Below are 24,006 nucleotides of genomic sequence, written 5' to 3'. Positions count from 1 at the left end.
CCCCGTCTATATGCCCCTGGTCGGCAATGAGCCGATTCATTTTTAACGCCGTGTGCCTGATCTTCGCTGGGTCAGGTCTTCCGGCAAGGAGACAGCGATATGAAACTCAATGAATTGCGCGATAACCCAGGCGCGGCCCGTTCCAAGAAACGTGTTGGCCGTGGTCCAGGGTCTGGTGTTGGTAAAACAGCCGGTCGCGGTATCAAAGGTCAGAAATCCCGTTCCGGTGTAGCCATCAAAGGCTATGAGGGCGGCCAGATGCCTTTGTACCAGCGTCTGCCAAAGCGTGGCTTCAACAAGCCAAACCGCAAGTCTTTTGCTGTTGTGAACCTTGGTCTGATCCAGAAGTTCATCGACGAAAAGAAAATCGACGCCAAGAAAGACATCACAGAGGATGCTTTGATCGAATCTGGCCTGGTGCGTCGCAAAAAGGACGGTATCCGCGTTCTGGCCAAAGGCAATTTTTCTGCCAAAGCCAACATCACAGTGACTGGCGCATCCAAAGGCGCAATCGCAGCTGTCGAAAAAGCTGGCGGTTCACTTACGGTCACAACTGCAGCAGCGGCTGAGTAAATCCTTGTGAGCGGCCTATCGGTCGCTTACATATCTTTCAGATTTCCCAAACGCCGCTGATCGGGGAACCGAGGCGGCGTTTTTTATGAGAAGAGAGACATATGGCTTCAGCAGCAGAGCAGATGGCACAGAACATGAGCTGGGGCGCGATCGGTAAGGCGACCGAACTGCGTCAGCGTATCTTCTTTACCATCGGTCTTTTGATTGTGTACCGCTTGGGCACGTACATTCCTGTTCCGGGTATCGACACAGCGCAATTGCAGGCCTTTATGGCCGAAGCTCAGGCCGGCATCGGTGGTATCTTGTCGATGTTCACCGGCGGTGCGCTGTCCCGCATGGGTATCTTTGCGCTGGGCATTATGCCGTACATCTCTGCCTCGATTATCGTGCAATTGCTCGGTTCTATGTGGGAACCGTTGAAGCAATTGAAAAAAGAGGGTGAGCAGGGACGCCGCAAGCTGTCTCAATATACCCGCTACGGTACGGTCGTTTTGGCCACTGCACAGGCGTATGGCCTTGCGGTCAGCCTTGAAGCTGGTGGTTTGGCTGCCGATCCGGGCCTGTTCTTCCGCATGTCTTGTATTATTACGATTGTCGGCGGCACTATGTTCCTGATGTGGCTGGGTGAACAGATCACGGCGCGCGGCATTGGTAACGGTATCTCTTTGATCATCTTCGTTGGCATTATTGCTGAAATCCCAGCTGCGATGGCCCAGTTCCTGAGCCAAGGTCGTTCTGGCGCGATCAGCCCTGCGGTGATTGTCGGTGTGATTGTGATGGTTATCGCCGTCCTGACCTTTGTGGTCTTTATGGAGCGGTCGTTGCGGAAGGTACACATTCAATATCCACGTCAGCAGCGCGGTATGAAGGTCTATGACGGCTCTTCCAGCCACCTGCCAATCAAGGTGAACCCAGCCGGTGTTATCCCTGCGATCTTTGCCTCTGCCCTGCTGTTGTTGCCGACAACGATCAGTACGTTTGGCGGGAGTAGTGAAGTCCTTAACACGATCCTTGCTTATTTCGGTCCTGGTCAGCCGCTTTATCTGATCTTCTTCTCGGCCATGATCATCTTCTTCACATACTTCTATACCAAGGAAGTGGCGTTTAAGGTGGATGATGTCGCTGAGAACTTGAAGAACCAGAACGGCTTTGTTCCCGGTATTCGCCCGGGCAAGCGGACAGCGGAATACCTGGATTATGTCGTAACCCGCATTCTGGTGCTTGGTTCCGGTTATTTGGCACTTGTAGCATTGCTACCAGAAATCCTGCGCGCGCAGCTCTCGATTCCGTTCTACTTCGGTGGTACGTCGATCCTGATTATCGTGTCTGTGGGGATGGATACGATCCAACAGATCCAGTCGCATCTGCTGGCACACCAGTATGAAGGCTTGATCGAGAAGTCGCAGCTGCGCGGTCGTCGCGGCGGCGCGAAGAAGAGGGGGCCTGCGCGCCGATGAACATTATTTTGCTTGGCCCGCCAGGTGCGGGTAAGGGAACCCAAGCGGGGCGTTTGGTCGAAGAACGCAACATGATCCAACTGAGCACCGGCGATATGCTGCGGGCTGCGCGGACATCAGGCACAGAAATGGGCAAGATGGTTGCGGGCGTTATGGATCGTGGGGAGCTCGTTACGGATGAGATCGTGATCGGTCTGATCCGTGAGCAATTGGAAGCAGACAACGACGCGACTGGGTTCATCTTTGACGGGTTTCCACGTACATTGGCACAGGCTGACGCTTTGGGCGAGTTGCTAGCCGAAATGGGTCAGCCGCTGGATGCCGTCATTGAGCTTGAAGTGAATGACGAAGTTCTCGTCGATCGCATTGTTGGCCGCGCGAAAGAGGCGGCGGCAGCTGGCCAGCCTGTGCGGGCAGACGACAATGAGGAAAGCCTGAAGGTCCGTCTGATGGCGTATTACAAGCAGACCAGCCCTTTGATCGGTTACTACTATGCTAAGGGCAATCTGACATCGGTTGACGGATTGGCAAGCATTGATGATGTGGCTGCGTCGATCAACGGCGTGTTGGGTTAAACGCGATGGGTGCGAAGGCCGGAGCCGTCTTAGCCGTTGCCGTTGGCTGGTTTTTGGCCTTTGGCATTTTCATGTTCCTGCGGACGTTTGAGAACACCATGATCCTATGGCTCTGGTTCCTCGTCGTGATCGCGTTTTTGCCGCGCGAGACCTACAAGGTGTACAAGCTGCTAACACAGAAAGACGACGAGTAATTTGCAGCTTACGGTTCCGGTACCTGAGGAATTGAAAGTATCGCATGCAGAGTTCGAGAGAATTCTGGCGGAACGCAAAACACAAAAAGTGGCAGCATTAAAATCAGGTGGTTTGATTGTGGGCCTTTGTTTTTGTGCCTGCTACTCGGTCATATATTTTGTCAACTGGCCCGATTTTCTATCACTAGCGCCTTTTCTAATAATCTTCTATTTCCAAGGCTTGTGGCAAGAAAAGCGACATGAATTTGAGCGACGTTTAAAGCCGATACAAAAGATTTTTCACGCAAAGGGATACAGCATTGTAGAGGATGCGGGGCGGGGTCGTGGAGCTCTTGTTTTAAAAGACTATCCCGACAACCCACAAAGCCCTTGACGCAGTTTAGGTTCGCACCTAGATAACGCCATCTCTGATGAGAATCAAAAAACCGTTAATGGGTCGCTCCCAAGCGCGGTTGACCACCTGATATGACGCAGCCCGGCGCCCTAAATGGTCCGGGCTTCCGTTGTGAAAAAAGGGTCTGGAGTTACGGACCCGCAACGAAAAGGAAAAGCACACGTGGCACGTATTGCCGGCGTAAACATCCCGACTGCAAAGCGGGTTCCAATCGCCCTGACATATATTGCTGGTATCGGTCCAACGACCGCCAAGCAAATCTGCGAAGCAACAAAAATTGATGAGACACGTCGTGTAAACGACCTGTCCGACGCTGAAGTTGTTTCTATCCGCGAATTCATCGACGCAAACCTCACCGTTGAAGGTGACTTGCGCCGCGAAGTTCAGATGAACGTAAAGCGCCTGATGGACCTTGGCTGCTACCGTGGCCTGCGCCACCGTCGTAACCTGCCAGTTCGTGGCCAGCGTACATCTACAAACGCACGCACTCGCAAGGGCCCTGCAAAGGCCATTGCTGGTAAGAAGAAATAAGGAGACGCACCGATGGCACGTGATACCCGTCGCGGAGGCAAGCGTAAGGTCTCCAAGAACATCGCAGCTGGCGTTGCACACGTAAACTCCAGCTTCAACAACACAAAAATCCTGATTTCTGACGTGCAGGGCAATGCGATCTCTTGGTCGTCTGCTGGCACCATGGGCTTCAAGGGCTCTCGTAAGTCCACACCTTATGCGGCTCAGATGGCTGCTGAGGATGCGGGCAAGAAAGCACAGGAACACGGCGTGAAAACGCTTGAGGTCGAAGTGCAGGGTCCGGGTTCCGGCCGTGAAAGCGCGCTGCGCGCACTGGCTGCTGTTGGGTTCAACATCACATCTATCCGTGACGTGACCCCAATGGCGCACAACGGCTGCCGTCCACCAAAGCGCCGCCGCGTCTAATTTTTCTTTATGGGACCGCGTGCATTTGCACGGCCCCATTCCGTCATTTTGAAACCTCGGGCGTTGGCCTTTTGATCATGAAGGGCTGACAGGAATGGAGGGATACATGATCCACAAGAACTGGGCAGAGTTGATTAAGCCAACTCAATTGGAAGTGAAGCCGGGCAACGATCCTGCGCGTCAGGCAACTGTCGTTGCTGAACCGCTTGAGCGTGGTTTTGGTTTGACACTTGGCAACGCGTTGCGTCGCGTTCTGATGTCATCTCTGCAAGGTGCAGCGATCACTGCCGTTCAGATCGACAACGTGTTGCACGAGTTCTCTAGCGTGTCTGGTGTACGTGAAGACGTCACAGACATCGTTTTGAACCTCAAAGGCGTTGCAATCCGTATGGAAGTCGAAGGTCCAAAGCGTTTGAGCGTTCAGGCCAAAGGCCCCGGCGTTGTGACAGCTGGCGACATTTCCGAGACAGCAGGCATCGAGATCCTGAACAAGGATCACGTGATCTGCCACCTCGACGATGGTGCGGATCTGTACATCGAACTGACTGTGAACACTGGCAAAGGATATGTCTCTGCGGACAAGAACAAGCCAGAAGATGCACCAATTGGCATGATGTCCATCGATGCGATCTATTCACCTGTTAAGAAGGTCTCTTACGACGTTCAGCCAACTCGTGAAGGTCAGGTTCTGGACTATGACAAGCTAACAATGAAGGTCGAAACAGATGGCTCGATCACGCCTGATGATGCAGTTGCTTATGCGGCGCGTATCCTTCAGGACCAGCTGTCCATCTTCGTGAACTTTGATGAGCCTGAATCAGCTCAGCAGGGTCAGGAAGATGATGGTCTGGAGTTCAACCCACTTCTGCTGAAGAAAGTGGACGAGCTGGAACTGTCTGTTCGCTCTGCAAACTGCCTGAAGAACGACAACATCGTCTACATCGGCGATCTGATCCAAAAGACCGAAGCAGAGATGCTGCGCACGCCAAACTTTGGCCGGAAGTCTTTGAACGAGATCAAAGAGGTTCTGTCCGGTATGGGCCTGCACCTCGGTATGGACGTCGAGGACTGGCCACCAGACAACATCGAAGATCTGGCGAAGAAATTCGACGACCAGTTCTAAAAATTCGGGCAGGCTTTAGGGCCTGCCCAACCAATGCCGGTGCGAACCGGGAACATCTGGGCAATCCCGCCCCAAGGAGAGTGGCAGACACGCATCTGACCGCCAGACAAAGCATAAAGACTTAGGAGAGTAACAAATGCGTCACGCACGTGGATACCGCCGCCTGAACCGCACACATGAACACCGCAAGGCGCTGTTCGCGAATATGGCCGGCTCGCTCATTGAACATGAGCAGATCAAGACAACTGTGCCAAAGGCGAAGGAACTGAAGCGAGTCGTCGAAAAACTCGTAACACTTGGAAAACGCGGCGATTTGCATGCCCGCCGTCAGGCAGCCGCTCGTTTGAAACAGGACTCGCATGTTGCAAAATTGTTCGACGTTTTGGGTCCGCGTTATGCGAATCGGAACGGCGGGTACGTTCGCGTCATCAAAGCGGGCTTCCGCTACGGTGATATGGCTCCAATGGCCATTATCGAGTTCGTTGAGCGTGATGTGGACGCCAAAGGCGCTGGTGATCGCGCTCGCCTAGAAGCAGAAGAGGCCGCTGCGGTCGAAGAATAGTCTGTTTCCCAAATTGGCATAAAAACAAGGGCCCTCGATACAGATGGGCCCTTTTTTGTTGTCTTTGTGGCGACAAAGAAATCGATAAAGAGTTTATTAATACTTTTCCAATCTACATCGCCAATAAGTTAACTTTTCCGTGGCGAGTTTTTGAACTTCAAACGTCGGATTTAAGGCGGCTTAATCAACTTTACGTTGCGTCATTCCGCTCATCAATTTTTGAGCCCAATTTATGGTTGACCTGAATACGACCAACTTGTCTAAAAAGATATGTCTTTGCAGTCGGGTATAGACCAATATATGACTCGCTTGGCTGCGTTGGCACCCGGGGGCTTTTCATATTCGTTGCATATTCGCTTTGCGATGCCACTGTTAAGCAACCAGACGTTCCCACAAGGCTGGACTGATCGTTACGCAGAGGAGGCTTACGCGCTTCGAGATCCGATTATCGCTTGGGGGTTTAGCGAGACCGGCGCACAAAGATGGAGCGCAATAACAATCCCTGATCCGTTTGACATCCTGGGTCAGGCCCGTGAATTCAATATGAATTATGGAATTTCTATTTCCTGCGGGCCAATGAAATCGCGGACAATTGCCTCGGCAGCTAGAAGCGATCGTGAGTTTACAGACGACGAGATGGACGCCTTCTCGAAGATGATAAACCACCTCCATGATGTAACACAGCCGCCAGAGGCTCTTACGGATGCTCAAATCGAGGCCTTGAGGTGTATTGCTGAAGGGGATCGTCATGCAGCCGCCGCGGCGCGTTTGAACATTTCGGAAAGTGCATTGAAGGCACGTTTGTCCTCGGCGAGGTCCAGCCTTCTAGCTCGTACAACAGCCGAAGCGATACAACGCGCAAGAGATTATCGACTGCTCTGACTTTTCTATTGCTGCGAATCTGCTGAATGGGTCAAAATCGACGCATACGTGGGGTTATGCATGCAAGGAACGACATTGTCATTTTCGAACATTCACCGACATGGTGAGTTGTTCGGCAAGATCATGGAGGCGCGGAAGCCAACTCAGTTGCCAAGCAACTGGGAAGACACTGGCACGGGCAATCATGATTTTGATCAGTATGACACTCCACAGTCCCGCTGGCTGGCGATCCAGAGCGATGATGGCGACGTGCTGGCGAGTTTGCGCCTGACGCCGACCACAGCTCAAAGTGGCGTTTACAGCTATATGATCCGCGACGCGCAAAAGGGTCTTTTGGAAGACGTCCCGAAGGATTTGCTTTTTGAGGACGCCCCTGTCGATGAAGGCACTTGGGAGATGACCCGGGCAAATCTGAAGCCGGGTATGTTTGGTGTGGACCGAGACGTCGTTCGATATCGGCTTTTGCAGCAGCTTTCCGAGACGGCTAAGACTGAAAAGATCGCGAAATTTGTAGCCTTGCTTCCCACCAATTGGAAAAGCTGGGCGTTGGATCATGATTTCAAGATCAAGCCTGCCGGGCGCGTTTGGCGGGTCGGAGGCCGTGATCTTCAGGCGCATATTCTCAGCGTCGGCTGACTCACCATCCCTTCAATTGCGTTTGTCGTAGCGGTAGTGTGTCGCCATGGCCGATCTATTTTCACAAGAAACTTCCATTGCACCGCAAGCTGGCCCGCTTGCGGATCGTCTTAGGCCGTCGAATCTGGCCGAGGTGATCGGCCAAGAGCAGGTGATCGGACCAGAGGCGCCTTTAGGAGCGATGCTTGCTGCCGGTTCTTTGTCATCGCTGATCTTGTGGGGGCCACCGGGTGTTGGGAAAACCACAATCGCCCGATTGCTCGCGAATGAGACTAACCTGCACTTTGTGCAAATCTCCGCGATTTTCACCGGTGTTCCTGACCTGCGCAAGGTATTCGAAGCCGCCAAGATCAGACGGCAAAATGGACAAGGCACATTGCTGTTCGTTGATGAGATCCATCGTTTCAACAAAGCGCAGCAAGACGGGTTCCTTCCCCATATGGAGGACGGCACGATCTTGTTGGTGGGTGCTACGACCGAAAACCCAAGTTTCGAGTTGAATGCGGCGGTGTTAAGCCGTGCGCAGGTTCTGGTTTTGGAGCGCTTGTCGCTCGCTGATTTAGAGCGTTTGGCACAGCGAGCAGAGAAAGAGCTGGACCGGAAATTACCCTTAGACGGCCCCGCTCGAGAAGCTCTCCTAGAGATGGCAGATGGGGATGGTCGCGCGCTGTTGAACTTGATCGAGCAAGTGACGGCTTGGAAAGATGACACGGTTTTGAAAGTCGATGCGTTATCGTCCCGATTGATGAAACGGGCGGCGGTCTATGACAAATCGGGGGAAGAGCATTACAACCTGATCAGCGCCTTGCACAAGTCTGTACGCGGGTCTGATCCGGATGCCGCGCTTTATTGGTTTGCACGGATGCTCGAGGGTGGAGAAGACCCGCGTTATCTGGCGCGGCGGATCACCCGGATGGCTGTCGAGGATATTGGCTTGGCTGATCCGCAGGCGCAGACGGTCTGCTTGCAGGCATGGGAAACCTATGAACGGCTTGGGTCGCCTGAGGGTGAGTTGGCGATTTCGCAAGCGCTCGTCTACCTCGCGCTCGCGCCGAAATCGAACGCGAACTACGTGGCTTATAAGGCGGCGCGGAAGGCAGCGAAATCTACAGGGTCGCAACCGCCGCCAAAGCATATCCTGAACGCGCCGACGTCATTGATGAAGGATCAGGGATATGGCGACGGCTATGCCTATGACCATGACGCTGAAGACGGGTTTTCGGGCCAGAACTATTTCCCCGATGGTATGAAACGAGGGGTTTACTATTTGCCCGTCGATCGCGGGTTTGAGCGGGATTTGAAGAAGCGCGTGGAGTATTTCGCCAAGCTACGAGCGAAGCGGCAATCATCTGAGAATTGACAAGCTGACCGGAAAGAGCGAAGGCGGTGCCATGTTTGCATCCTTCCTTTCTGTAGCCCTTGGCGGTGCCATTGGGGCCTCTCTTCGCTTTGGTCTCGGCCTCGTGATCATACGCGCGTGGGGCGGTGGGTTTCCTGTGGCGATCATCACGGTGAATGTTATTGGGTCGTTCTTGATGGGGCTTTTTGTGGTGCTTTCGTTCCAACGCGGTTGGGAAGGTCTGAACCTGTTTGTTATGACCGGAATCTTGGGCGGCTTCACAACGTTTTCGGCGTTTTCGCTTGAGGCCTATACACTGTTTGAAAAGGGGCAAGCGGGTGCGGCGCTCGCTTATGTAGGCTTGTCGGTGGTGGGCTCGATCCTTGGGCTTGTGGCCGGTGTTCTTTTGGCGCGAGAGGTGTTCGGATGAGCGGTGTTCAAACACGGACGATCGGGCCTGACGACGGGGATCAGCGCTTGGATCGCTACATGCGGCGCTTGTTCCCGCATCTGACACAGGGCCGGATTGAAAAGATGTGTCGCAAAGGGGAGCTCCGCGTCGATGGTGGGCGGGTGAAATCGAACACGCGTCTTGAGGTCGGGCAGGTGGTGCGTATCCCGCCGCTGCCGAGTGAGGAAGAGGTTGAAGCCGCGCGGCAGTTGCAAAAGTCGGGCGTGTCGAAGGCTGATGCGAAACTGATCCAGTCCTGCGTGATTTACCGCGACGATCATATAATCGCGCTGAATAAACCGCCGGGGATTGCGACGCAGGGCGGCAGCAAGACGACGCGACATATAGACGGCATGGCCGAGGCTTTGACCTTTGGATATGACGAAAAACCCCGTTTGGTGCATCGCTTGGATAAGGACACGTCTGGTGTTCTTTTGCTGGCACGCACGCGGATGATGGCGAAGAAACTGACCGAGAACCTCAAGCATCGTGAGACGCGCAAGATTTATTGGGCGGCGGTTGCCGGGGTGCCAAACCCGCGGGCCGGGACGATCAAATATGGACTGGTGAAAGCTCCGGGTCATGGTAGGGGCGGCGAGAATGAAAAGATGCGCTGTGTGCATCCGCGTGATGTGCCGCATGTTGAGGGCGCAAAGCGGGCGACGTCGGATTATGCGGTGATGACCACCTTGGCCAATCGCGGATCATGGGTGGCTTTGGTGCCGATCACGGGACGGACACATCAATTGCGTGCGCATATGGCCGAGATCGGGCACCCGATCATTGGCGACGGCAAATATGGCGGCTCGCATCAGGAAAACTTAGGCGATGGCTGGGGCGCCGGCATGGGCAGCGAAATCGGGCGCAAGATGCATCTTCATGCACGGACGCTGATCATAGAACATCCTGAAACCGGTGCGGAATTGCATCTGACTGCGCCGCTGCCAGAGCACATGCAGCATACGTGGGATTTCCTTGGCTGGGATGTGACGCATGCGCCTGTCGATCCGTTCAATATGCCGGAGTAAGCCATGAGTGAGTGGAAAGCGAAACGGTTTTGGTCTGAGGCGGCCGTCAAGGCAAGCGAAGATGGTTATTCAGTCTTGCTAGATGGTCGGCCTGTGAAGACGCCTGCGAAAACGCATCTCGTGGTTCCAACGGATGCCATGGCCCAAGCGATTGCGGCGGAGTGGGACGCGCAAGAAGAGGCGATTGATCCGCTGACGATGCCGGTGACGCGGGGTGCGAATGCCGCATTGGACAAGGTATCGGTTCAGTTCAAAGAAGTCGCTGAAATGCTAGCAGAATACGGTGACACGGATTTGCTTTGCTATCGCGCCGAAGGGCCGGAGGGGCTAGTCCAACGGCAGACTTCCCTCTGGGACCCGTTGCTTGATTGGGCGCATGACACTTATGACGCGCGCCTATTGCCCGCTCAGGGTGTGATCCATGTTGCACAGGACGGGGCCGCATTGGCGAAGCTATCTGCACCTGTTCAGGCGATGACGGCGTTTGAGCTCGCTGGATTTCATGACCTGGTCAGCATTTCTGGATCATTGGTTCTGGGGCTTGCAGTGACTCACGGGCGCCTGCCTGCAGAGGAAGCCTGGGCGCTCTCTCGGTTGGACGAGGATTGGCAGATCGAACAGTGGGGCCCAGACGAAGAAGCTGAAGCTGTGGCGGATAAGAAGAAAGCAGATTTTTTGAACGCTGCAAAATTCTACCAACTGTCGCGAAGTTAGGTCTTTACGTAGGGTCAACTACTAAACCTAGTGAATTCACGATTTTTTTTGGGCTCGAAAGGTCCGTTTCGGACCTGAGCCACTTGACGAGTCGGGGTGATTCCAGTCACTCTTTACCAATTGGGGGCTGTGCCCTCATTTTTCGGGACGGTCCCATGTTTGGGACCACAAAAAAACTGACCGCCCCAGTCACTCGGGGCGGAAACTCAGGAAGAGGTAAATATGAAAAAAACCGTACTTTTCGGTGCGCTGACCGTAGCAGGTCTGGCAGCAGCTGGCGCTCAAGCCGCCACACTCGACGACGTGCAAGCACGTGGCAAGCTGAACTGCGGTGTTACAACCGGCGTTCCAGGCTTTGGTGAGCCTGACGCGAATGGCGTATGGCAAGGGTTCGACGTGGCTGTTTGCCGCGCGGTTGCCGCTGCTGTTCTGGGCGATCCAATGGCTGTTGAGTTCGTTCCAACAACCGGTAAGACACGCTTCACTGCTCTGGCAGCAGGCGAGATCGACATGTTGGCACGTAACACCACTTGGACATTCTCACGTGACGTTGACCTGAAGTTCGAATTCGTAGGTGTTAACTACTACGACGGTCAGGGCTTCATGGTTCCAAAAGCATTGGGCGTAAACTCTGCTAAAGAACTCGACGGTGCGACTGTATGTATCCAAACTGGTACAACAACAGAGCTGAATCTTGCGGACTTCTTCCGCTCCAACAACATCTCTTACGAGCCTGTTCCAATCGAAACTGGTTCTGAAGCTGTTCAGCTGTTCACAGCTGGTTCTTGTGACGTTTACACAACTGACGCATCCGCTCTGGCTGCTCAGCGTGCAAACTTCGCGAACCCAGGTGACTACGTTGTTCTGCCTGAGATCGTATCCAAAGAGCCTCTCGGCCCACTTGTACGCCACGGCGACAACGAATGGGGCGACATCGTTCGTTGGACTCTGAACGCACTGATCACAGCTGAAGAGCTGGGTGTAACATCCGACAACATCGATGAGTTGGCATCTGCACCAGGTTCCAACCCAGAAGTTAACCGTCTGCTGGGTACAGAAGGCACACTGGGCGAAATGCTCGGCCTGTCTGCTGACTTCGCGAAAAACGCGATCTCTGCTGGTGGTAACTACGGCGAAATCTTCGCTAACAACATCGGTGAGAGCACAAACATCGGTCTGGCGCGCGGTCTGAACGCGCAGTGGACTGAAGGTGGTCTGATCTACTCTCCACCATTCCGGTAGGATAGACCTCAAAGGGCGCGGTCAACACCGCGCCCTTTTTTCATCTTCTGATTGAAGATGGCCGACACGCCAAAAGAGCGTGAAAACCAATAAGTCATAGCCAACAAGGGGCTACTATGTCGACGACGACCGATCCGGATACGCGCCCGGACGGCTTCCGCCTAGGAATGCTGATCAATGATACGCGTTACCGGTCTTACACCTTTCAATTCATAGCGCTGGTTCTTCTGATCCTAGGCTTGGGGTATCTGATCTCGAACCTTCTGGATAACCTTGCGCGTGCTGGTCTTAACATTTCTTGGGCGTTTCTGGGTGAACCCGCAGGATATGACATCAATCAGCGTCCCATCGAATATACATCTCAATCAACGCATGCTCGGGCCTCTATGGTCGGAGCGATCAACACACTCATTGTCGCGTTTCTGGCCTGTATCTCGGCCACTGTGATCGGTGTTGTTGCCGGTGTTTTGAGATTGTCCAACAACTGGATCGTTTCAAAACTGATGAGCGTCTATGTGGAAGCATTCCGCAACGTTCCAGTTCTGATCTGGATCTTGATCATCTTCCTCGCCATGTCAAATGCGTTGCCGCAACCGCGGACGTTCCGAGGCGACGATGCGACATCGAGTATGCTGTTCGACGCCATCGCGGTTACGAACCGGGGTGTCTATATTCCGTCGTTTGTAAATGGCGCGGGCTCGCTGATCTTCTGGATTGTTGTGATCGCCTCTATCGTGGGGGTCTTCTGGTATCGCAAATACGCGAAGAAAGTCCTTTATGCGACGGGCCGCATGTTGCCAACGTTCTTGCCGTCTCTCGGTATTTTGATCGTTCCTGGACTTCTGGCCTACTTCATCTTGGGTCGTCCGGTCACATTGGAGTATCCAGAGCTTTCTGGCTTTAACTTCAAAGGCGGTATCCACCTTCGCCTTTCATTGATTGCGCTGTGGTTCGCCTTGGCGATCTATACAGGCGCCTTTATCGCTGAAAACGTGCGTGCAGGTATCCAAGCGGTCAGCAAGGGCCAAACGGAAGCTGCTGGCGCGCTGGGCCTTCGCCCGGGTCGGATCATGAACCTTGTGATCTTGCCGCAAGCGCTGCGCGTTATCATTCCGCCGCTTATCTCTCAGTATCTGAACATTACCAAGAACAGCTCTCTCGCGATTGCTGTGGGGTATATGGATATCACGGGAACCTTGGGCGGTATTACATTGAACCAAACCGGTCGTGCGATCGAAGCAATCTTGCTTCTGATGCTGTTCTACCTCGTGGTGTCCCTATCGATTTCCGCGATCATGAACGTCTACAACAACCGAATGAAGTTGCAGGAGCGGTAAGATGGCATCTGAATATTCATACGTACGTACGGATTTCCTTGGGGAATCCCCGCCACCTGCCCGTGAAACCGGCGCAATTAAATGGATGCGAGAGAACCTGTTCTCAGGCTGGCTGAACACAATCCTGACTGTTCTGGCGATTTACTTTGTCGTCTGGCTCGTGGTCGGTGTTTGGCCGTGGTTCGCCAATGGCGTTTGGGACGCTGACAACCTAGCTGAATGCCGGGCCATCCTTGATGGAGCGACTGGCGCTTGTTTTGCGGTGCTTTCGGATCGCTGGACACAGATGCTGTTCGGTATCGCCTATCCGGCGGATGGGTTCTGGCGTCCGACCTTGGCGTTCATCCTGTTGTTCCCAAGTGTCGCTCCGGCTTTGTTTGCGCAGTATGTTCCGCGTAAATTCCTGATCGCAACGGCGCTTTACCCCTTCTTGGCCTACTGGCTGATCTGGGGCGGAACCATCATGATCCCGATCGTAACATTGATCGGCTTGATCGCGGCTTACTTTGCCTTCATCCGTCTAGAAAGAGCCTCTGGCTTCTTCATGGGCCTTGTTGGCGGTGTCGTTGCCGCAGCGATCATTTGGTATCTGGGTGGCTTTGTAACAGATGCGATGTCTGGCTTCCTTGCTTTGCCAGAGGTCGCCAGCCGCGACATGGGGGGCTTTATGCTCAACATGATCCTTGGTGTGGTCTGTGTGTCGCTCTCGCTGCCTCTGGGCATTGTTCTGGCGCTGGGACGTCAGTCTTCGATGCCGATCATCAAAGGGATCTGTGTGATCTTCATCGAGTTTATTCGCGGGGTGCCGCTGATTACGTTGCTCTTCGTGGCGAACGTGGTTTTGGCGTACTTCTTCCCGCCGGGCACAAACCTCGATTTGATCCTGCGGGTTATCATCATGATCACGATGTTCTCGGCGGCTTATATCGCTGAGGTGATCCGTGGTGGCCTCGCAGCTTTGCCAAAGGGCCAGTATGAAGCAGGCGACAGTTTGGGGCTGAACTATTCCCAGGCGATGCGCCTGATCATCCTGCCGCAAGCGCTCAAAATCTCCATCCCGGGGATCGTGAACGTGGCCGTGGGCCTTTTCAAAGATACAACGCTCGTATCGGTGATTTCGATGTTTGACCTTGTTGGTGTGATCCGGGGACCAATCCTCAGCTCGACCGACTGGACGGGCGTCTATTGGGAGGCCTTCGGCTTTGCTGCGCTTCTCTTCTTCGTCATCTGCTACGGCATCTCTCAATACTCGCAGTGGCTCGAACGCCAACTCCAGACAGATCATAGGTAATCCCCATGGCACAAACACAAATGAAAGTGAGCGACGAGGTCGCGATCCAAATCAACCAGATGAACAAGTGGTATGGCACGTTCCACGTGCTGCGCGACGTCAATCTGACAGTGAACCGAGGCGAGCGGATCGTTATCTGTGGTCCATCCGGTTCGGGTAAGTCGACGTTGATCCGGTGCATCAACCGTCTGGAAGAACATCAGGCGGGCGACATCATCGTGGATGGGACAGAGCTGTCCTCTGACCTGAAGAACATCGACAAGATCCGGTCAGAGGTTGGCATGTGCTTCCAGCACTTTAACCTCTTCCCGCATCTGACGATTTTGGAGAACTGCACGCTGGCCCCGATCTGGGTGCGCAAGACGCCAAAGAAAGAGGCGGAAGAAACAGCGATGCATTTCCTTGAGAAGGTGAAGATCCCAGATCAGGCGATGAAGTATCCTGGCCAGCTGTCTGGTGGTCAGCAGCAGCGCGTCGCGATTGCGCGGTCCTTGTGCATGAAGCCACGGATCATGCTGTTTGACGAGCCGACATCGGCGCTTGACCCAGAGATGATCAAAGAGGTGCTCGACACCATGATTGAACTGGCTGAGGAAGGCATGACCATGCTTTGCGTCACGCACGAGATGGGCTTTGCCCGTCAGGTTGCGAACCGCGTGATCTTTATGGACCAAGGCCAGATCGTAGAACAGAACGAGCCAGAAGAGTTCTTTAACAACCCGCAGTCCGAACGGACGCAGTTGTTCCTGAGCCAGATTATCGGTCACTGATCGGGTCTGAGAATTAAGGGAAAGCCGGGCCTGCGGGCTCGGCTTTTTTTGTGGGAAATGCCTTGGAGCGGATATTGAAACTCAGAGAATATGTCGATCAAGGCCTTGCCGATGCCGAGATCATTGTCCTGTTGAATATCGTTGCCCATGGTTTTCGATATCCCTTGAAGGTAGCAGAGTTCGACGTTGAAAGGGTCTGTGTCTTCTGCATTTGCCAGAACGGTTAGAACGCTTCGACCATCTTCGGTATCAACGTCCAAAATGTTGCACAGCGGGTCGGTGACGACCAAACTGGAGATAGCGTTAGAGAGACCTTTATCGTTGAAATCGGTCAACTGGCTTGGGATTGGCTCCCCTTCGACGAACTGAGCGGACGCAAGCAGGATGAGGACGTCATGCTGGAAACCTAACGAGTTGTTCTCGGCCTCGCTGACGGTTTTTAGGAGCTTCAAGATCGATCCCGAGAAGTGTAGTTGGTCGCGTTTTGGCGCTACGACCAGAACGTCGGCACCCATGACTTTATCCGTAAATGCGGACAGTTCTTCTTAATCGGCGAAACTCAAGTTTTGCGCATTGATGTGGGAAGGAGGCGCGATAATCGAAGCAAGAACTAAAGCTGCGATTAGATTTCGGGGCTTGGATTTTCCGTGCATTTGAAGAAACCTCAATAGCGATTTTTGACGTCTTTGACGTTCTCAATTTTTGTTGCGCTGTTCAGGTTCGGGATCAAGCGCGAAGCGCGCCGAACCAACACCTGACCGTACCTGCGGTCTGGTGTTTAGGGTTCTGTTGATTTCAGAAAGTCTGTGGAATGTGCTTGGCGACCATTAAGCGCTGTCGGAGGGAGGGCGGAACACCAGCCCACGGTCAGGTGTTGGTTCGGCTTGGTCTGAATGATCAACCTACTCTGGCTTTCCTAACCAAGTGTCTCACTCCAAAATACGTGATCCAGATGAAGAAAAGACTGGCAGCGGTCATGCTCCAATTCGCGTATCTCAGGAAAGTTGCCAGTTTGGGATCATCAATCTGCTCCATAGTGCTTAAGCCAAGTTCAATTAGCTCCGCCCTTCTGAGATCGGAAAGTGTCAGAAACACAATGCTTAGCAAGGCGGATACGACAAAGCCAAAAATGGAAAAGCGAAGCGCATCGTGCACGGAATTCCAAGTCTTTTCTGCCATGCTGAATTACCCCAAATCCCGCGGCACAATGAAATCCAGGCAGCGTCCCTGACCAATCCGCACCCCCGCCTCAAAATCAATCACTGTCGTCGCACAGGTTGGATAGTCGCTGAAGCGGTCGTGCTTGGGGCGGTCCTTCACCAACCCATGGGCCAGCATGGCGATGCCGGGGTTGTGGCCGATGACGGCGATGGTCTCGTCCGTTTCGCGCAAGATTAGATCAAGGATCGTGTCGGGGCTGGCGTGGTAGAGCATCGGCTTGAACACGACAGAGGCGTTGCAGCCAAGCGCTCCGAACAAAAGCTCGGCGGTTTCCTTGGTGCGGGCGGCGTCGGAGACCAGCATCCGGTCGGGCAGGTAATCCATCCGGCGCAGCCAATTGCCTATAGTGGCAGATGCTTTGCGGCCCCGCTCGGTCAGCACCCTTTGGTGATCATCGGCGAAGGGATCATCCCAGCCGGATTTCGCATGGCGGATCAGGATCAGGCGCTTGGTCATAGGAAGGCTTTCATATGGAACGCGGATTGTTCAGGCAGCCGACGGTCGCGCCCAATAGCGCAGGCGCGGCGCGACAGGCAGCCGCCTTTGCGGCAGTCTTGCCCCTGTGGCGAGGCGACGTGCGTTTTGCAGGCCGCCACATCGTAGCCGTCAGCCAAGGCATCGACGGGGCAGGCGGCTGCGCACATCGCTGTGGCGGAAAGAGCAGGGGCCGTGTTTGGGGCAAGGGGCCAAAGGGCGGGCAGCCAAAGCGCCCCCCGGAAAGAGGCAAAGAGCCCGCGTTCGTCATGAGCCAGAAAACCGATGGCAGAGTTGGCAAAGCGGCCAGTTTGCAGCGCCCATGTCTGGAACGGACGGTACGGCGGACCTTGAAACGGGAAGAACGGTTTCGCGCCGAGGTCTTGTGCAACTTCCGTTAGGACGCGCAGCGACCAGCGGTCCATCGGGTTGGTGTCGCCGTCTTGGTATTCAGGGCTTTGTTTGAAGGCGGGCCAGAAGGTGGGTTCATCCGGCCCGATAAGGCACAAGGTACCGCCCTCCATCGGGCAATGGCCCAACGATGTCAGGTGGTGCGGTGCAAGGGCGCGGGCGAGGTCATCTTCTGTCACGACGCGAAGTCTAGCAGCCTTGCGCGTGGCGGAAAGGTAAAACTACTCCAGCCGTGTCCAAGACCGAGGGATGGTTCCCAGCTCATTGGCTTCAAAGGCAATGCCGGTGTCGGTACAGCCGTATATGCCGGTTGAGGTGCCCCAGCCGCCATCGGCTTGGGTGATTGGGATGTCCATTCGTTGGCCGAAAACCTCGGCGGACCCGACAAGCGAATATTGTGCCGCGACCGCGCGGTAATTGTGGCCATCGTTGGCGTTCATGGCGCCTTCGGAGAAGCCGTTCACGCTGACCTCCATCGCGGGCATTTCTGGCGCTTGGATCGCGTATGTCATGTTGTCAGATAGTAGGGTCAGGTTTCCGAATTCATCAATGTCCATGATGGTTTGGCCGCTGAGATAGGTGGCTTGGGCGTTCATTTGTTTTGCCAGAACGGAGGCCATATCAGCACCGTCCGCTTGCCATTTTCTGACAAGGCTGGGGTCAATGGCGAGTGCGGGGGTGGCCGTGAGTGTAAGGACGAATGCGAAAGGTGTTTTGGTCATGAAATCTCTCCAACTATGGCTACAGCAAAGCACGGTAGCGTTGCTGCGCATAGTCAGAGTTTCGTGACCTTAGCGGATAAGCGATCCAGCGCCGTGATCGGTGAAAAGCTCAAGCAAGCAGGCGTTAGGTGCGCGGCCATCAAGGATGACAACGGCGCGGACGCCTTCCTTGATCGCCTTTGTTGCGGTTTCGGTTTTAGGGATCATGCCGCCCGCGATGGTGCCATCCGCGATAAGGTCAGAGATTTTGAGCGCGTTGATTTCAGTTAGCACCGCGCCGTCTTTGTCTTTGACCCCTTCCACATCGGTCAACAGCAAAAGGCGATCCGCCTTCAAAGCGCCCGCAATGGCACCGGCGGCGGTGTCGCCGTTGATGTTCATCGTTTTACCGTAGGGGCCGACGCCAAGCGGGGCGATGACGGGAATCGCGCCAGCAGCGAAGAGATCGCTCAAGATGGTTGTTTCCACCTTGCTGGGTGTGCCGACAAGGCCGAGGGCTGGGTCGGCGATGTCACAGGTGATCAGGTTTGCGTCCTTACCGGACAGACCGACAGCCTTGCCGCCTTGGGTGTTGATTGCCTGCACCAGCCGATTGTTTACCTGACCGGACAGCACCATTTCCACAACGTCCATCGTGTCCTGGTCCGTGACCCGTTTGCCGTTCACAAACTCGGACTGGATGTCGAGTTTATCGAGAAGCGCGTTGATCATCGGACCGCCGCCGTGGACGATCACGGGGTTCACGCCGACCTGCCGCATCAGCACGACGTCGCGGGCGAACTCGGCCATCGCTTCGTCGCTGCCCATGGCGTGGCCGCCAAGCTTGATCACCACGGTCGCACCGGCATAGCGCTGCATGTAGGGCAGGGCTTGGCTGAGTGTTTTGGCGGTGGCGGTCCAATCAAGGTCCATGTCTTGCGTCCTCATGCGTCGATCCCTGCGATAATCGCCCGAAGGGTGGGTATGCCTTCCCCCTTTTCCGAGCTGGTCAAGATCAGCTCAGGATAGGCTGCGGGGTGTTTTGACAGCGCTTTGCGGGTTTTGGCAAGCGCGTCGTCGAGCGCGCCCTTTTTGACCTTGTCGATCTTGGTCATCACCACTTGGAAGGTCACAGCGGATTTGTCCAAGAGGGTCATGATCTCCTCATCCACTGCTTTGGCCCCGTGGCGGGCGTCGATCAGCACGAAGACACGGCGCAGGGTTTGGCGGCCGGAGAGGTATTGTTTAAGCAGGTTCTGCCATTTTTCGACCACCGCCACGGGCGCGTTGGCAAAGCCATAGCCGGGCAGGTCGACGATATAGCGGTCGCGGGCGGTGAAGAAGTTGATTTCTTGCGTGCGGCCAGGCGTGTTGGAGGCGCGGGCAAGGCCCTTGCGCCCTGTGAGCGCATTGATCAAAGAGGATTTGCCGACGTTAGAGCGGCCAGCGAAGCAAACCTCCACCCGATCTGCGGGGGGCAGGCCGGACATGGCCACGACGCCTTTGAGAAAGTCGGTTTCGCCTGCAAACAGGAGCCGGCCTTTTTCGAGTGCGTCTGCGTCTGGCTCTACTACGAGTGGGAAGGTAAGGTCCATTAGATCACCTTTGCCGTATCGCCGCAGGAGACGCTGCCGCTGTCCACCACGGTTGCGTAGACGCCAAAATCTTGATGGCCAAAGCCTTCGTTCAGCGCGGCCAGAGTGTCGGTGTCTCTAACGCCGGACGCAGGGTTGGCCATGGTGTGTTTGCAACGTTGGATGGGTTCGATGACTTCCAGGACCGCACCGCCGATCTGGATGCGTTTGCCGATCCATTCAAATTCTTCCCAAAGTGCTGGCCCATCGAGCCAGATGTTGCCGCGCCAGCGTTCGCGCTCAAGAGGGCGACCAATGCGCCCTTCGACAGCGCGGTGGCTTGCGTTGGTCATGATTGAAACGGTTGGGTAGTCCGTGTCCGTCATGCCGCGATTGGGAACGGCGGCCAATCCGAAAGGTTGCCTTTGATCCGCAGGGCAGATGGGGCGGACCCAATCGAGGAAACGTGTATGATCCTCGGCCTTGTCAGGCCAGAAGGTTAGCTCACCAAGTTTGCTGTGCCGAAGGGTCAACGCCTCTTTCTCGGCGTCCAACTCGGCCGAGATACCGGCAAGGCTGGGGGTGCTGGCTCCGATCATAAAGTTCCGGCACATGACCCAAGCGGGGTTGTCCGCATCAAATTTGCTGTCCCCGTGCGTGACCGCCCAATGCCGATCCCACGGCATTGTTTGGCCCGCTGTAAGCTCCACGGTGTCGATGTGTTCTCGGCCGTGGCTCTTGATGGGGTAGCGCCAAAGGTCCGAGACTGTGAACATCACTTGCCCTTTGATTTGCTATCGTCCGCATCCGGTTTCGAGGCGCGCTTGAAGCCATCTCGGATGTTGCCGAAGATATCCGGCTTCGCGCCGACGGATCGCATGATCGAGTATTGCTGAATAAAGGTAATCACGTTGTTCGCGATCCAGTAGATCACCAGACCGGAGGCGAAGCCGCCCAGCATGAACATGAAGACCCATGGCATCCATGCGAAGATCATCTTTTGCGTTGGATCGGTTGGGGCCGGGTTCAGCTTTTGCTGAAGCCACATGGAGATACCCAGAAGGATCGGAAGGATACCGATGAAGATCAGCGCCATGAATGATGTTGGTTCAGGTGCGTCCCATGGGAACAGGCCAAACATGTTGAAGATCGACGACGGGTCCGGCGCAGACAGGTCTTTGATCCAGCCGATCCATGGCGCGTGGCGCAATTCGATCGTGACGAAGATCACCTTGTAGAGCGAGAAGAAGATCGGGATCTGGATCAGGATCGGCAAACAGCCGGATGCCGGATTGACCTTGTTGTCTTTATAGAGCTTCATCATGCCTTGCTGCATCGCCTGACGGTCTTCGCCGACCCGCTCTTTCAGCGCTTCCATTTCTGGCTGAAGCTCTTTCATCTTCGCCATGGAGACATAGGACTTATAGGCCAGCGGCAGTACGATCAGCTTGATCACAAAGGTCAGCGCGATGATCGCCCATCCCATGTTGCCGATCATGACGTTCAGTGTGTGCAGCAGCCAGAAAATCGGCTTGGTCAGGAAGAAGAACCAACCCCAGTCGATGCTGTCAAGGAAGCCTTCAACGCCTTCTTCTTCGTAAGCGCGGATCGCGTCCCATTCTTTAGCACCGGCAAAGAGGTGGGTGGTGATCTCTGACGTTGTGCCAGCCGCAATTGTCATCGGCGCCAGAACGGCCTCGGCCTGATAGATGTCGCGGTTAGCGAAGTACCGTGTTTCTGAGCGGAAACCTGTGCCTGGATCAGGGATCAGGGTTGTCATCCAATAATGGTCTGTCCAGCCGATCCAGCCTTGTTCAGCGACGTCGATCCGGCCTTCGTTCTCGGTGTAATCAACGATGTCGTCATAGTCGGTTTCTTCCAATTCGCCATCGCTCATCCGGACGAGACCTTCATGCAAGATGAAGAAGTTCTTTAGATCGGAAGGTTCACCATATCGACGCAAAAGGCCGTACGGCCGCGCCGTGATGTCGGCGCCGTTGTTTTCAACGCTTTGCGTAACGGTGAACATGAACTCTTCATCAACAGAGATCGTGCGGCGGAAGGTTTGACCTTCGCCGTTATCCCAAACCAGCGTGACCGGTGTATCGACGGTCAGGGTTTCACCGCTTTCCAAAGACCAGAGTGTTTCTGGTGTCGGGACTGCAGTTAGCCCATCAAGGCCGATCCAGCCGTAAGCGGCGAAATAAGCCTCGCGTTCCCCTTCTGGCTTGAGCAGTTTGACGGTTGGGGAGCCCTCTTCGATGGTCTCTTGATAGCCGAGCAGGGACAGGTCATCGATACGGCCACCTTGTAGGGAAATCGAGCCCAGAAGCTTACCAGTCTCAATGTCGATCCGGCCTGCTTCGACCACATCTTCGGATGGTGCGACGGTGGTTGTTGTCGTTTCGGTTCCGCTTGCGGTTGGCAAGGTTGCGTCAACGTTCTGCGTTGCGACGGATGCATCTTCGACAGGTGGTTGCACTTCTTCTGGCGGGAATAGCCAGAACCATACGAGAATAACTAAGAAACTCAACGCAGTAGCGAGGATTAGGTTTCTATTCTGCTCGTCCATGAAAGGAACCACCCAGTTGCTGAAAACAGTGGGGTTGGTTCAACCTGTCTGGGGCGAAAAGGTCAAGTAGATTCGGGGTTTTTCCCGCTCAACTCTAGCCCCGCAAAATCAAAGAGTTTCGGGTCAAGAAGGTGACTTGGCCGCGCGTTCATTAAGCTGCGAAACATAACCTGTCGACGACCGGGGCTGTTTTTCTCCCAGCCGTCGAGGATTTGTTTCACTTGTTGGCGTTGCAGCCCGTCTTGGGAGCCGCAGAGGTCGCATGGGATGATTGGATAGTTCATCGCACGCGCGAATTTTTCGCAATCCTCTTCGGCCACATGGGCGAGTGGGCGGTAGACGTAGAGGTCGCCTTCTTCATTCACCAGCTTCGGCGGCATCGTGGCCAGGCGGCCGCCGTGGAAGAGGTTCATAAAGAACGTCTCGAGTATGTCATCACGATGGTGGCCGAGGACGACAGCGGAGCAGCCTTCTTCGCGGGCGATGCGATAAAGGTTACCACGGCGCAAGCGGGAACACATCGCGCAGTAGGTGCGGCCTTGCGGCACCTTATCGACGACGATGGAATAGGTGTCTTGGTATTCGATACGGTGGGGCACCTGCATCTTTTCCAGAAACTCTGGCAGAACAGTTGCTGGGAAATTCGGCTGACCCTGATCGAGGTTGCAGGCGAGGATATCGACGGGGAGAAGGCCACGCCATTTCAGCTCGTGCAAGACGGCAAGAAGGGTGTAGCTGTCTTTGCCCCCGGACAGGCAGACCAGCCAACGGGCATCGCGTTCGATCATGCCGTATTGTTCGATTGCTTCACGGGTATATCGCACGATGCGCTTGCGCAGCTTTTTGAACTCCGTCGTTGTCGGAGCACCGTGGAACAGCGGGTGAATATCTGTGTTGTCGTCGAGCATGGCATGGCCCTAGCGCGAGTGGCGCAGTTCTCCAAGTGGAAAGTGCTGAAGTGGTCCGTTTGCGGACGTCGTCCGTAGAAGAGGAAAGAAGGAGACCACCCCATGCGCCTGATCCTAGCCTTTGTCGGCCTGACACTCGCCGCTTGCACTGGAAAACCGTCATTTGACGACCCGACGTTGAGTGATCGCAAGTTGAACCTTGAGGAATTCTTTGTTGGCGAATTGGTGGCTTACGGGCAGTTTCAGGACATTCTGGGCACGGTCCGTCGCAGTTTTGTCGTAACCATCAATGGCAACTGGGATGGTGAAACGCTGACGCTGGTTGAAGACTTCGTTTATGAGGATGGTGCGACGGAGCAACGTATATGGTCGCTGGTGAAGACTGGGCCTGATAGTTGGCAAGGTACGGCGCCAGGTGTGATTGGCGTTGCGACGGGGGTTGAGCAGGACAATCGGTTCAACTGGCAATATGAGATTGATTTGCCTGTGCCGTCCGCAGATGGGACAGTTGAAACGATCCGCGTCGTCTTTGACGATTGGATGTGGTTGCTTTCAGGCGACCGCTTGCTGAACCGCGCTTATGTGAAGCGGTTTGGGGCTGACATTGGTGATGTGGTTATTTGGTTTGAGCGGTGAAGTTT

Annotated in this window: 30 protein-coding genes; 20 read left to right on the top strand and 10 right to left on the bottom strand. The window is 54.9% G+C overall.

Annotation, left to right across the window (positions count from 1 at the left end):
- Positions 1 to 99 precede the first annotated feature (99 nt).
- The 19 genes from rplO (at position 100) to BUA85_RS15560 (ending at position 15,504) form a co-directional block, all read left to right on the top strand.
- Positions 100 to 573 carry a 50S ribosomal protein L15 gene (rplO, locus tag BUA85_RS15650; RefSeq protein WP_072902741.1) on the top strand — a complete coding sequence of 158 codons (474 nt, stop codon included), beginning with the start codon at positions 100 to 102 and terminating at the stop codon, positions 571 to 573.
- 101 nt (positions 574 to 674) lie between these two features.
- The gene (secY, locus tag BUA85_RS15645) at positions 675 to 2,030 is read left to right on the top strand and encodes a preprotein translocase subunit SecY (RefSeq protein ID WP_072902739.1); all 1,356 of its coding nucleotides are present in this window, start codon (positions 675 to 677) and stop codon (positions 2,028 to 2,030) included.
- Positions 2,027 to 2,605, top strand: coding sequence for an adenylate kinase (locus tag BUA85_RS15640; protein ID WP_072902738.1), 579 nt, complete (start codon positions 2,027 to 2,029; stop codon positions 2,603 to 2,605). The genes secY and BUA85_RS15640 overlap by 4 nt, the downstream gene beginning before the upstream one ends.
- Positions 2,606 to 2,610: 5 nt before the next feature.
- Positions 2,611 to 2,799, top strand: a complete 189-nt coding sequence (locus BUA85_RS15635) for a hypothetical protein (protein ID WP_072902736.1) — start codon at positions 2,611 to 2,613, stop codon at positions 2,797 to 2,799.
- 1 nt (position 2,800) lies between these two features.
- On the top strand, positions 2,801 to 3,172 hold the full coding sequence (locus BUA85_RS15630; RefSeq protein ID WP_131802823.1) for a hypothetical protein: 372 nt from the start codon (positions 2,801 to 2,803) through the stop codon (positions 3,170 to 3,172).
- Between the two features lie 183 nt (positions 3,173 to 3,355).
- Positions 3,356 to 3,724 (top strand): 30S ribosomal protein S13, encoded by a 369-nt coding sequence (gene rpsM, locus BUA85_RS15625; RefSeq protein WP_072902822.1) that lies wholly within the window; start codon positions 3,356 to 3,358, stop codon positions 3,722 to 3,724.
- Positions 3,725 to 3,736: 12 nt separating this feature from the next.
- Complete coding sequence (rpsK, locus tag BUA85_RS15620) at positions 3,737 to 4,129, top strand: 30S ribosomal protein S11 (RefSeq protein WP_072902733.1); 393 nt, start codon at positions 3,737 to 3,739, stop codon at positions 4,127 to 4,129.
- Between the two features lie 106 nt (positions 4,130 to 4,235).
- Positions 4,236 to 5,252 (top strand): DNA-directed RNA polymerase subunit alpha, encoded by a 1,017-nt coding sequence (locus BUA85_RS15615; RefSeq protein WP_072902820.1) that lies wholly within the window; start codon positions 4,236 to 4,238, stop codon positions 5,250 to 5,252.
- 136 nt (positions 5,253 to 5,388) lie between these two features.
- Positions 5,389 to 5,814 (top strand): 50S ribosomal protein L17, encoded by a 426-nt coding sequence (gene rplQ, locus BUA85_RS15610; protein ID WP_072902731.1) that lies wholly within the window; start codon positions 5,389 to 5,391, stop codon positions 5,812 to 5,814.
- 270 nt (positions 5,815 to 6,084) lie between these two features.
- Positions 6,085 to 6,696 carry an autoinducer binding domain-containing protein gene (locus BUA85_RS15605; RefSeq protein WP_072902729.1) on the top strand — a complete coding sequence of 204 codons (612 nt, stop codon included), beginning with the start codon at positions 6,085 to 6,087 and terminating at the stop codon, positions 6,694 to 6,696.
- A gap of 60 nt (positions 6,697 to 6,756) precedes the next feature.
- Entirely contained in the window at positions 6,757 to 7,332 is a 576-nt protein-coding gene (locus BUA85_RS15600; protein ID WP_072902727.1) for an acyl-homoserine-lactone synthase, read from the top strand.
- A gap of 46 nt (positions 7,333 to 7,378) precedes the next feature.
- Entirely contained in the window at positions 7,379 to 8,692 is a 1,314-nt protein-coding gene (locus tag BUA85_RS15595) for a replication-associated recombination protein A (protein ID WP_072902725.1), read from the top strand.
- A gap of 31 nt (positions 8,693 to 8,723) precedes the next feature.
- Positions 8,724 to 9,101, top strand: a complete 378-nt coding sequence (gene crcB / locus BUA85_RS15590; protein WP_072902723.1) for a fluoride efflux transporter CrcB — start codon at positions 8,724 to 8,726, stop codon at positions 9,099 to 9,101.
- Entirely contained in the window at positions 9,098 to 10,150 is a 1,053-nt protein-coding gene (locus BUA85_RS15585; protein ID WP_072902721.1) for an RluA family pseudouridine synthase, read from the top strand. The genes crcB and BUA85_RS15585 overlap by 4 nt, the downstream gene beginning before the upstream one ends.
- A gap of 3 nt (positions 10,151 to 10,153) precedes the next feature.
- The gene (locus BUA85_RS15580) at positions 10,154 to 10,864 is read left to right on the top strand and encodes an ATP12 family chaperone protein (RefSeq protein WP_072902719.1); all 711 of its coding nucleotides are present in this window, start codon (positions 10,154 to 10,156) and stop codon (positions 10,862 to 10,864) included.
- A gap of 222 nt (positions 10,865 to 11,086) precedes the next feature.
- Positions 11,087 to 12,106: an amino acid ABC transporter substrate-binding protein gene (locus tag BUA85_RS15575; RefSeq protein WP_072902718.1), complete on the top strand. Its 1,020-nt coding sequence runs from the start codon at positions 11,087 to 11,089 to the stop codon at positions 12,104 to 12,106.
- Between the two features lie 116 nt (positions 12,107 to 12,222).
- Positions 12,223 to 13,443, top strand: a complete 1,221-nt coding sequence (locus BUA85_RS15570) for an amino acid ABC transporter permease (RefSeq protein WP_072902716.1) — start codon at positions 12,223 to 12,225, stop codon at positions 13,441 to 13,443.
- A 1-nt stretch (position 13,444) separates the two neighbouring features.
- Positions 13,445 to 14,734, top strand: a complete 1,290-nt coding sequence (locus BUA85_RS15565) for an amino acid ABC transporter permease (protein ID WP_072902714.1) — start codon at positions 13,445 to 13,447, stop codon at positions 14,732 to 14,734.
- 20 nt (positions 14,735 to 14,754) lie between these two features.
- On the top strand, positions 14,755 to 15,504 hold the full coding sequence (locus BUA85_RS15560) for an amino acid ABC transporter ATP-binding protein (protein WP_423219911.1): 750 nt from the start codon (positions 14,755 to 14,757) through the stop codon (positions 15,502 to 15,504).
- On the opposite strand, the gene BUA85_RS15555 is transcribed toward BUA85_RS15560, so the two are convergent.
- From BUA85_RS15555 to ttcA, 10 genes are all read right to left on the bottom strand, one after another.
- A complete protein-coding gene (locus tag BUA85_RS15555) occupies positions 15,498 to 16,019 on the bottom strand; it encodes a hypothetical protein (RefSeq protein ID WP_072902711.1) in 522 nt (173 codons plus the stop codon). The two genes, BUA85_RS15560 and BUA85_RS15555, sit on opposite strands and share 7 nt — an antisense overlap.
- 382 nt (positions 16,020 to 16,401) lie before the next feature.
- Entirely contained in the window at positions 16,402 to 16,683 is a 282-nt protein-coding gene (locus BUA85_RS15550) for a hypothetical protein (RefSeq protein WP_072902709.1), read from the bottom strand.
- A gap of 6 nt (positions 16,684 to 16,689) precedes the next feature.
- Positions 16,690 to 17,181, bottom strand: a complete 492-nt coding sequence (locus BUA85_RS15545) for a SixA phosphatase family protein (protein ID WP_072902708.1) — start codon at positions 17,179 to 17,181, stop codon at positions 16,690 to 16,692.
- Positions 17,178 to 17,789: a ferredoxin gene (locus BUA85_RS15540; RefSeq protein ID WP_072902706.1), complete on the bottom strand. Its 612-nt coding sequence runs from the start codon at positions 17,787 to 17,789 to the stop codon at positions 17,178 to 17,180. The genes BUA85_RS15545 and BUA85_RS15540 overlap by 4 nt, the downstream gene beginning before the upstream one ends.
- A 42-nt stretch (positions 17,790 to 17,831) precedes the next feature.
- Positions 17,832 to 18,332, bottom strand: coding sequence for a hypothetical protein (locus BUA85_RS15535; protein ID WP_072902704.1), 501 nt, complete (start codon positions 18,330 to 18,332; stop codon positions 17,832 to 17,834).
- 69 nt (positions 18,333 to 18,401) lie between these two features.
- Entirely contained in the window at positions 18,402 to 19,259 is an 858-nt protein-coding gene (gene argB / locus BUA85_RS15530; protein WP_072902702.1) for an acetylglutamate kinase, read from the bottom strand.
- Entirely contained in the window at positions 19,256 to 19,906 is a 651-nt protein-coding gene (yihA, locus tag BUA85_RS15525; protein ID WP_072902701.1) for a ribosome biogenesis GTP-binding protein YihA/YsxC, read from the bottom strand. The genes argB and yihA overlap by 4 nt, the downstream gene beginning before the upstream one ends.
- The gene (locus BUA85_RS15520) at positions 19,906 to 20,661 is read right to left on the bottom strand and encodes an MOSC domain-containing protein (RefSeq protein ID WP_072902699.1); all 756 of its coding nucleotides are present in this window, start codon (positions 20,659 to 20,661) and stop codon (positions 19,906 to 19,908) included. The genes yihA and BUA85_RS15520 overlap by 1 nt, the downstream gene beginning before the upstream one ends.
- Complete coding sequence (yidC, locus tag BUA85_RS15515) at positions 20,661 to 22,457, bottom strand: membrane protein insertase YidC (protein WP_072902698.1); 1,797 nt, start codon at positions 22,455 to 22,457, stop codon at positions 20,661 to 20,663. Before yidC ends, BUA85_RS15520 begins: the two co-directional genes overlap by 1 nt.
- Positions 22,458 to 22,519: 62 nt before the next feature.
- On the bottom strand, positions 22,520 to 23,365 hold the full coding sequence (ttcA, locus tag BUA85_RS15510; protein ID WP_072902696.1) for a tRNA 2-thiocytidine(32) synthetase TtcA: 846 nt from the start codon (positions 23,363 to 23,365) through the stop codon (positions 22,520 to 22,522).
- A gap of 102 nt (positions 23,366 to 23,467) precedes the next feature.
- Here ttcA and BUA85_RS15505 point away from each other — a divergent pair, with 102 nt between their 5' ends.
- Positions 23,468 to 24,001, top strand: a complete 534-nt coding sequence (locus BUA85_RS15505; protein ID WP_072902695.1) for a DUF3833 family protein — start codon at positions 23,468 to 23,470, stop codon at positions 23,999 to 24,001.
- Positions 24,002 to 24,006 lie beyond the last annotated feature (5 nt).

This window comes from Cognatiyoonia sediminum, from assembly GCF_900129845.1.
GTDB classification, from domain to species: domain Bacteria; phylum Pseudomonadota; class Alphaproteobacteria; order Rhodobacterales; family Rhodobacteraceae; genus Cognatiyoonia; species Cognatiyoonia sediminum.
The sequence above is the reverse complement of the archived record's forward strand: the minus strand, read 5'-3'. Positions and strand labels throughout refer to the sequence as shown.